Source organism: Stenomitos frigidus ULC18 (genome assembly GCF_003003795.1).
Classification (GTDB): Bacteria; Cyanobacteriota; Cyanobacteriia; order Leptolyngbyales; family Leptolyngbyaceae; genus Stenomitos; species Stenomitos frigidus_A.
This window is the reverse complement of sequence record NZ_PVWK01000119.1, coordinates 25,264-32,251: the sequence shown is the minus strand read 5'-3', so window position 1 is coordinate 32,251 and position 6,988 is coordinate 25,264. Positions and strand designations below refer to the sequence as shown.

7 protein-coding genes are annotated in these 6,988 nt (G+C 52.0%); 3 read left to right on the top strand and 4 right to left on the bottom strand.

Annotated elements, in window-relative coordinates:
- Nucleotides 1–98 precede the first annotated feature (98 nt).
- Nucleotides 99–836: a response regulator transcription factor gene (locus tag C7B82_RS21735; protein WP_181357606.1), complete on the top strand. Its 738-nt coding sequence runs from the start codon at nt 99–101 to the stop codon at nt 834–836.
- Nucleotides 837–873: 37 nt separating this feature from the next.
- Here the strand turns inward: C7B82_RS21735 and C7B82_RS21730 are convergent, their stop codons facing one another.
- Both C7B82_RS21730 and C7B82_RS21725 read right to left on the bottom strand, forming a co-directional pair.
- Complete coding sequence (locus C7B82_RS21730; protein ID WP_106258542.1) at nt 874–2,112, bottom strand: TetR family transcriptional regulator; 1,239 nt, start codon at nt 2,110–2,112, stop codon at nt 874–876.
- 78 nt (nt 2,113–2,190) lie between these two features.
- On the bottom strand, nt 2,191–2,400 hold the full coding sequence (locus C7B82_RS21725) for a hypothetical protein (protein WP_106258541.1): 210 nt from the start codon (nt 2,398–2,400) through the stop codon (nt 2,191–2,193).
- On the opposite strand from C7B82_RS21725, the gene C7B82_RS21720 reads away from it, so the two are divergent.
- Nucleotides 2,399–3,241 carry an acyl-CoA desaturase gene (locus tag C7B82_RS21720; RefSeq protein WP_106258539.1) on the top strand — a complete coding sequence of 281 codons (843 nt, stop codon included), beginning with the start codon at nt 2,399–2,401 and terminating at the stop codon, nt 3,239–3,241. The genes C7B82_RS21725 and C7B82_RS21720 overlap by 2 nt on opposite strands.
- Nucleotides 3,242–3,361: 120 nt before the next feature.
- On the opposite strand, the gene rpe is transcribed toward C7B82_RS21720, so the two are convergent.
- Nucleotides 3,362–4,072 (bottom strand): ribulose-phosphate 3-epimerase, encoded by a 711-nt coding sequence (rpe, locus tag C7B82_RS21715; protein WP_106258538.1) that lies wholly within the window; start codon nt 4,070–4,072, stop codon nt 3,362–3,364.
- An 85-nt stretch (nt 4,073–4,157) separates the two neighbouring features.
- Here rpe and C7B82_RS21710 point away from each other — a divergent pair, with 85 nt between their 5' ends.
- On the top strand, nt 4,158–5,891 hold the full coding sequence (locus C7B82_RS21710) for a S8 family serine peptidase (protein ID WP_219904624.1): 1,734 nt from the start codon (nt 4,158–4,160) through the stop codon (nt 5,889–5,891).
- 39 nt (nt 5,892–5,930) lie between these two features.
- Here C7B82_RS21710 and C7B82_RS21705 read toward each other — a convergent pair whose 3' ends face one another.
- Complete coding sequence (locus tag C7B82_RS21705; protein ID WP_106258535.1) at nt 5,931–6,953, bottom strand: class I SAM-dependent methyltransferase; 1,023 nt, start codon at nt 6,951–6,953, stop codon at nt 5,931–5,933.
- Nucleotides 6,954–6,988: the final 35 nt, after the last annotated feature.

The following is a 6,988-nucleotide window of genomic DNA, read 5'->3' as shown; positions in this document are numbered from 1 at the left end:
AACAAGAGCTAGCGTCATTATTAACCTTACGTTTTCAATCCTTTAAAAAAGTGAATTCTATTCCCTGACAAGGTATAGAAGATCAGATGGTTTTTTTCTTGCCGAATGCTAACTCGGGCAGTTGGAGCGAATTTTCGCAAACAGATGTAACTCTGGTAGGGTTTGCGCTGCATCGCCCTCAACGCAGCTTTACAGAGCGCGATCGCCTCATCCTTAACCTCCTGCGCCCTCACTTATCCCAGGCATATGGCAATGCTCAACACTATCAACAACTGCAACAAGATTTGAACCAATTTCAGCAGTCCCTCAACCCTCTTGGTTTAGTGATTTTGAACACTGAAGGGCAGGTGCAGTGGATCACGCCCCAAGCCACAGCGTGGCTGGAAGCCTATTTCCCCAAACCCACTGGCTCTCTTCAACTTCCAGATCATTTATGGGCATGGGTCAAGCATCAAATCAATTGTTTCACTCAAAAAACAGACCTGCCAAAAGCCTGGTTGCCGCTCCGAATCGAACAGGATGGTAAGCAGTTGACGATTCGTTTGGTCGTTGAGCAGATGGCAGAGCGCTATCTGCTGCTGTTGGAAGAACAGACGCTATCGTTATTGGAGTCGCTAGAACTATTGGGATTGAGCCAGCGAGAAGCTGAGGTTTTAGTGCGGGTGATGCAAGGCAACGATAACAAAGCGATCGCAGCTCAACTGAGTGTTGGCAAAAGCACAGTCCGCAAGCACATGGAAAGCATCTTTCACAAATTGGGCGTACAAAGCCGCACAGAGGCGATCGCCCATGCATTGGAAAAACTTGGCATGCTCAATGCACTGCCACTCATTTAAGTTGAATTTGTCAAAGTCCTTTAGAAAGACCTATTCGCTAGGCTTTTTGATCCAACCGAATGGCCTGTTCCAACGCGGCTTTTTCTCTGGCTCGATCGGCATAGGGTTGCAGTCTGGCCGCATCCCAGCCAATGAGAAGGCGCAGATCGGCCAGGGTCATGCCTCGCATCAGCATTTCCACACACCAGGTTTGTTGGGTTTGCTCGATCGCGGGTGGTTGTCCGCTAAGGGTCAAAATACCATCACTGATCACCTGCCATTGCTGCTGCAGTTCAGCCGCCGACAAGGGCTGTCCAGACTGGTTTAGAAACATGGCTAGTTGATTGTCTTTGCGACTGCGGAGCCACTGAGTGAGGGGGTTGCGTGTGTAGGAGCCATAGCGTTTGCCCATGATCCATTGATTCACTGGCACCTGACGCACGGTTCCTTGCGTAATTTGCAGAAGCTGCTGGTGAGGATCGTTGATGTGGTGCGATCGTTCCAACCGACAAAGCTCTACCGCACTTAAGCCTGCACCAAAGAGAACATAGGCGATCGCATACTCTTGCAGTCCCAGTTTCTTGGCGTGTTGCAGGAGGGCATGGACTAATGGTGATGGCAAATCAGCCACTTTTTCGGCGATCGTAGCAAGCTCAAAGGGCACTAAACCCGAAAATTCTGGGCTGACGTCTGACGAGGGTGACACTGCACCCTGCAAAAACAAGGTCACGAGATTCTCCAGAAAATCATCCCGGTCTTGCCAAAGTTGATGGAACTCGCTGGTAAATTCAATGACGGCATACCCCAACAGCATGCCGTTGAGTAAACTCGCTAGTTTCTCGGCAGGGAGGTGAGTATTGAGTTGTCCTCGCTTGATCACCGTCTCAAAATATTTGGCAACGTAGCGATTGGCTTGCGTAAAGCCTCGACCGATCGCTTCTCGGTTTTTCGCCGGATACTGCCCTGCTTCACCAACGACCGATCGCACCACTGCAGGCACTTGATCCATAGCGGCTAAACAGGCAGTGGCATATTCTTTCAACGCCTGGTAAATGCTACTGGTCTGGTTTGCCTGTCGGATCAGCGTTTGCCCTAGATGAGCAAAAGCACCAGCATCTTCGATCACTGCCAGCAACAGCCCATGTTTATTACCAAAATGACGAAAGAGCGTGACCTCATTCACCTCCGCCAGTTCTGCAATTTGCCGCGTCGTTGTATCGGTGACACCCTGAACGGCAAACAACTCCAACGCTGCATGAATTAAACGCTGTCGAGTTGGGTTTCGTTGGGTAACCATAGGCAAAATGCAAGTAACACTTGCAGAATCTGAAATTCGCTGTTAGGCTACAGGTGTAAGTAACACTTGCATTCTCTCCTACTGTAACGGGTTCTTGGGCAGACGAGCCGCCAACTCACGCGTTGACTCACGCGTTAAAGGTGTCATCGCTTCGCTAGGAGTGTTGCTAGAGATTGCCTCGCGGGGTGTCTCGCCACTCACATGAGACAGTTTATAGAGGGAGTCAGCCTGCCAGTGCTGCAACATTGGACACTGGTTTGTTTCGGTCATCTCGACAAGGATTTTCATGACTTCTAATTCTCTTCAAACTGCCTCCGAGGGCAGGAAGCCGCTCGCGCTGAGTTGGACTAATGTGGTGTTTTTTGGAGCGTTTCATGCACTGGCGTTACTAGCGCCCTGGTTTTTCTCCTGGTCAGCGCTCGGCGTCACGCTGGTCTTGCACTGGCTCTTTGGCAGCATCGGCATTTGTTTGGGCTATCATCGCATGCTGACGCATCGTAGTTTCCATGTACCCAAATGGCTGGAACGGACGATCACGCTCATCGGTGCCTTAGCGCTACAGGGTGGGCCGACCTTCTGGGTCGCTGGACACCGCATGCATCATCTCTACACCGAAGATAACGAAAAAGATCCCTACTCGGCGCAAAAGGGGTTTTGGTGGAGCCACATGATGTGGTTGTTCTACCCACAAGACCGCTTTTTCGATCGCGAATCGTATCGTCAGTTTGCGCCTGATATTGATAAAGATCCGTTCTACCGCTTCTTAGATCGCTACTTCTTAATGCTCCAGATTCCCGTCGGCGTGGTGCTTTACCTGCTAGGCGGTTGGTCATTCGTTATCTATGGTGTGTTTCTCAGAGCGGTCTTGCTCTGGCACAGCACCTGGTTGATCAACTCGGCAAGCCACATGAGCGGCTATCGCACGTTTGAGCCTGATGATAATTCGCGTAACCTTTGGTGGGCAGCGGTTTTGACCTACGGCGAAGGCTGGCACAACAACCACCACGCGTATCCCAATGTGGCAAAGGCAGGGTTGAAATGGTGGGAAATTGATATGACCTGGTGGTCTATTAGCGTCCTTAGAAGTCTGGGCTTAGCGAAGAGAATTGTGATGCCGCCTACCAACTAAAGGTAGTCTCTTGGGAAACCATCTTGGCTAATCCTCACAGGCAATAGACATTAAAAGAGGGGGCGATCGCATAACGATCGCCCCCTCTCTATGGGCACAGAAACCCGGTTTCTTTTACCTCTAGACTTTTGCGAGTTCTGGGGTTGGGCGCTTGCTGTTGCGGATGCCTGCGATCGCTGCAGCATAGTCGGGTGCATTGAAGACCGCAGAACCAGCAACGATAGCGTTTGCGCCTGCTTCGAGCACTTGCCAGGTGTTGTTTACCTTTAAGCCACCGTCTACTTCAATCCAGGGATCGAGTCCCCGCTCATCGCACATTTGACGCAGTTGGCGAATTTTGGGCAAGACACCAGGGATAAAGCTCTGTCCGCCAAAGCCAGGGTTAACGCTCATGATCAGAACTAGATCGCAAAGCTCAAGCACATATTCGATTAGCTCTAGAGGGCTGCCGGGATTTAGAACAACACCCGCTTTTTTACCCAATTCTTTGATTTGTCCCAGTGTGCGGTGTAGGTGCGGCGACGCATTATGTTCGCAGTGAACATAGATATGATCAGCTCCGGCTTTGGCAAAGTCTTCAACGTACTTCTCTGGTTCAACGATCATCAGATGCACGTCAAGCGGCTTCGTCGTGATTGGACGGATCGCTTCTACAATCAAGGGTCCAATCGTTATATTAGGAACAAACCGACCATCCATCACGTCTACATGGATCCAATCGGCTCCGGCAGCATCAACTGCCCGAATTTCATCACCCAAGCGGCTGAAGTCGGCTGATAGAATCGAGGGAGCAATGACAATCGGCTTTTTACTGGATGGCGTTTGGGTCATGGCTGGCGGGGTCTCCTAACGGCGCTGTAATGTAGTTAGTTTAACAAAGTGTGATTCAAGTCCCTAGTCTTGTGGAGAAACCTTCGTGGCGCGGCGGCAAGTTTTGAGGCGACAGGTGCCAAGAACCTTGGTTTGGTTCAGTGGCGGAGTAAGCGCGATCGTCTTAGGCACAACTGCTGCATTGGGTGGTGCACCGCAGTCGACCTCGATCGGTGAAGCAGGCATTGATGCGCTACGGCTACACATACAGCCCTACAACTTAATTGGACGCAAAATTGCGATCGGGCAAGTGGAGATTGGGCGTCCCGGTCAGTTTGGCATTGACAAAGCGGTGACACACAACCGCACGGTACCCCTGACGCGCGTCTTCTTCCGCGATTCGCCCGCTCGTATGAATGCCAACGTGGATGGTCACGCTCAGAACGTTGCCAGCATTATGATTAGCGCTGCGAAGGGGCTGCAGGGAGTGGCACCGGGAGCGCGATTGTATTCATCAGCGGCAGGAACGCCCAAGCGCTATGGGCAACCAGAAGAATGTCTGTCGGCTCAGTATGTTGCCGAACAAAACGGTGGCGACGTACGAGCCATCAACTTTAGCTTTGGGGAAGCGCTGCGCCAAGATCCTCGACCTAACGCAACGCTGGATGGTAACGCGCTACTCACTCAATGTATCGATTGGTCTACCCGTGTGCACAACGTCCTGTACGTCATTGCAGGCAACCAGGGCAAAGGCGGGATTTCGATCCCGACCGATAACTTCAACGGGATCAACGTTGCCTTTACCACGCGGCTAGACGGCGTGTTTCGCAAGCTTGATTTTGCGAATTTAGGCGATGCCTCCGGGTCGGGATCGGCGATCGCAGGGATTGAAAGCAATATTGGCCCTCGCCGCGCGATCGGGCTGGTAGCGCCTGGTAACGATGTGAGTTTAGTCACTTTAAACGGCAATCTCACGACCTCCAGTGGCACTAGCTTTGCGGCTCCTCACGTCACGGCAACCGTCGCGTTGCTGCAAGAGTATGGCGATCGCCAGCTACGCCAAAGCTGTAAGCAACCGGGGTGTTCGCTTCCCTGGACGCTGGATGCTCGGCGTGAGCAAGTCATGAAAGCGGTACTGCTCAACTCAGCTGATAAAATTAAAGATACTGGTGATGGGCTGGCTTTAGGCATGAGCCGCACCATTTTAGATAAGAACAACCGCAGTTGGCTTGAGTCCGATGCGTACAGCGATCGCAAACTCCCTTTAGATACGCAAATGGGAGTGGGTCAACTTAATGCCTTTCGAGCCTATCAGCAGTTTAGCGCCGGCCAATACCTGCCAGGAGCAGCAGTGCCTGCGATCGGGTGGGATTATCGGACGGTAGAGGTAAAGGCGAAAGGCGAAAGGATCAAGGAGAAAGGCGAAGAAGTAGAAGACAGAAAGGAGAAAGGCGAAGCGAAAAAGGTAGAAGCTGACGCACCATCGTTTCGGGACTATGTGCTGGAAAAACCATTGCAACAAGGGAGTTTTGTCTCGGCAACGCTGGTGTGGAATCGTCTGGTGGATCTGGTTGACAAGAATGACGACCGCGAATTTGACATCGGCGAGAGCTTTCACGATCGTGGCTTGAATACCCTCACGCTCTACTTAATGCGTGTCGAGGATACTGATGTCAGTCAAAGCATCTGGTCAGGCATCAGCGATGTGGATAGCGTGCAGCACATCTTTCATCCGGTGCCCGCCACGGGACGTTACAAACTTCGCGTCCAGTTTCAGCGTCAGGTGAATGAACCCATCCAGCCTTATGCGCTTGCCTGGTGGACAGTGCCTGCCCGTTGAATGTGGTCGGGGCTATGGCATTGCCATAGCCCTACAGCTTTATTTGGCTTGAGCGACGATCGACCGATGGCGTGGACTATTAAACGTCACCGTTGGTTGCGTGAACCCAGCAGAGGCGATCGCGCCTTCCAAATCCAGCGAAAAGTACTCATCCAAATATGGTTCCGTACTTTTCAGCAGCGTCATCACATAAGGCGGCAACTTAGCGAACAGCTCCGATCGTGGGTTCATGTCCATAATCGCGAAATGCCCACCCAGGCGTAGCAAACGACGTGCTTCTCGAATGATGTCAATAGCAGCGCTTTGCGGCAGCTCATGGAAGAGCAAACAGGCAGACACTAGATCAAACGAGGCATCGGGTAAGCCTGTGGCTTCAGCGGCGGCGTGGAGCCACAGCGGAGAGCTTTGAATTTTGAGTGATGAGTTTTGAGTTAAATCTCCGGCTTCCCCGGCTTCCCTTGCTTCCTCCGCACCCCGACGACTCCCAACTCCCAACTCCCGACTCTCTGAACCTTCCCTTACCTCCCCTCGATACTTCGCCACTGCCAAAAAATACGGCGATAAGTCCAAGCCCGTAATCTGCGCCTTGGGGAAGGTCTCTTGCAGGGCAAACGTACTCATACCCACGCTACAGCCAATGTCCAAAATGTTGGTAGGTGCTGTGGGCAATTGGGCCTTCAAGACAGCATGATAGGTTTGCCGCAAGCGAGCATCACCTTGTGCACCTGCATCCTGCCAGATCCGCGCATGAGCAGCGTAAGCGGCAACTTCGACTTCCAAAGCCGGATTCCAGCCCAAATTACCTTCGTCATACGCGTGGAACGAGGTCACGTAGTAGTTTGGGTAGGTCAGGTCAGGCTGCTGCACTTGCGCCAAGTCATCGTCCCAGGCTCGCGATCGCAGCGCTTCTACTTCTTTTGTCCAATAGACCCCAACGGATTCGGCTCGCTTGATCATCATCTGACGCGCTTGCTGCTTTGCCAGCTTTGCCAGCGGTTTAACCGCAAGCAGGCCATTAATGAGACGAGCAGCGAGATTTGGCGCAAAACTTGTAGCCGTCATGAGTACGATAATAAAAGGTTTGATTGAGTTGAATT